This is a genomic window from Faecalicatena contorta (assembly GCF_021531995.1).
Lineage (GTDB): Bacteria > Bacillota > Clostridia > Lachnospirales > Lachnospiraceae > Dorea_A > Dorea_A contorta_A.
In genome coordinates this window covers 1-1,020 of sequence record NZ_JAFBIZ010000260.1, presented here as the reverse complement: position 1 = coordinate 1,020, position 1,020 = coordinate 1, and the positions used below count along the sequence as shown (strand labels likewise).

The following is a 1,020-nucleotide window of genomic DNA, read 5'->3' as shown; positions in this document are numbered from 1 at the left end:
ACAGAGAAAACAGGTAGAACAGTTTAAAAAACTTGAAAATAAAAAGATTCCGGATGATATAGATTATGATAATGTTAAAAGCCTTCGAATTGAAGCAGTTCAAAAGCTCAAAGAATATCGACCGGTATCGATCGGACAGGCTTCCAGAATATCCGGAGTCTCTCCGGCAGATATATCGGTTCTTCTTGTATATTTAAGCAGTGTGGGTAACCACTCATAATTACTAACACTACAGATGGAGCATATTATGAATCAAAATATTATTGAAAAACTTGAGCATTTAAATATTGTACTTGATCAGAAGCAGATTCAGCAATTCGACACTTATTTCAAGCTTCTTGTTGAATGGAATAAGGTTATGAATCTCACAGGAATCACAGAATATAATGATGTGTGGGAAAAGCATTATATTGATAGTCTGTCGATTGTTAATGCTTTGAATATGAATCAGGTTAATACGATGATTGATATTGGTACAGGGGCTGGATTTCCGGGGCTGCCATTAAAAATTGCTTTTCCGCATTTAAGAGTTACATTGCTGGATTCCTTGAATAAAAGAATCAAATTTTTAAATACTGTAATTGATTCTCTCGGATTAACAGATGTTTGGACAATTCATGGACGTGCAGAAGACTTTGCAAAGCAGAAAGAATACAGAGAACAATATGATCTGTGTGTGTCTAGAGCAGTTGCTAATCTTGCGACTCTGAGTGAGTATTGTATTCCGTATGTAAAAGAAACAGGATACTTTATTCCTTACAAATCAGGAGATATTGATGAGGAATTGGAAAAGTCCAGGAAAGCTTTAGAGGTGCTTGGAGGAAAACTGATCAAGGTTGAAAAATTCGAATTACCGGGAACTGATATAGGAAGATCTCTGGTACTGATTGAGAAGATAAAGAGTACTGGAAAAAAATATCCAAGGAAAGCTGGATTGCCGTCGAAAGATCCAATATTATAAAAGGAGTGTTGCAAAATATATGTCTGTTATTTTGCAACACTTCTTTATTATTTTTATAC

1 protein-coding gene and 1 pseudogene are annotated in these 1,020 nt (G+C 34.9%); both read left to right on the top strand.

The window, feature by feature from the left end; all coding sequences use genetic code 11:
• Window positions 1–220 (top strand): annotated as a pseudogene (locus JQM82_RS15810) (tRNA uridine-5-carboxymethylaminomethyl(34) synthesis enzyme MnmG); the annotation flags it as partial.
• Between the two features lie 27 nt (window positions 221–247).
• Complete coding sequence (gene rsmG, locus JQM82_RS15805) at window positions 248–961, top strand: 16S rRNA (guanine(527)-N(7))-methyltransferase RsmG (protein ID WP_235251374.1); 714 nt, start codon at window positions 248–250, stop codon at window positions 959–961.
• Window positions 962–1,020: the final 59 nt, after the last annotated feature.

Excerpts from the sequence above, each read along its gene's own strand:
- rsmG (WP_235251374.1), top strand. The coding sequence starts at position 248 with ATGAATCAAAATATTATTGAAAAACTTGAGCATTTAAATATTGTACTT.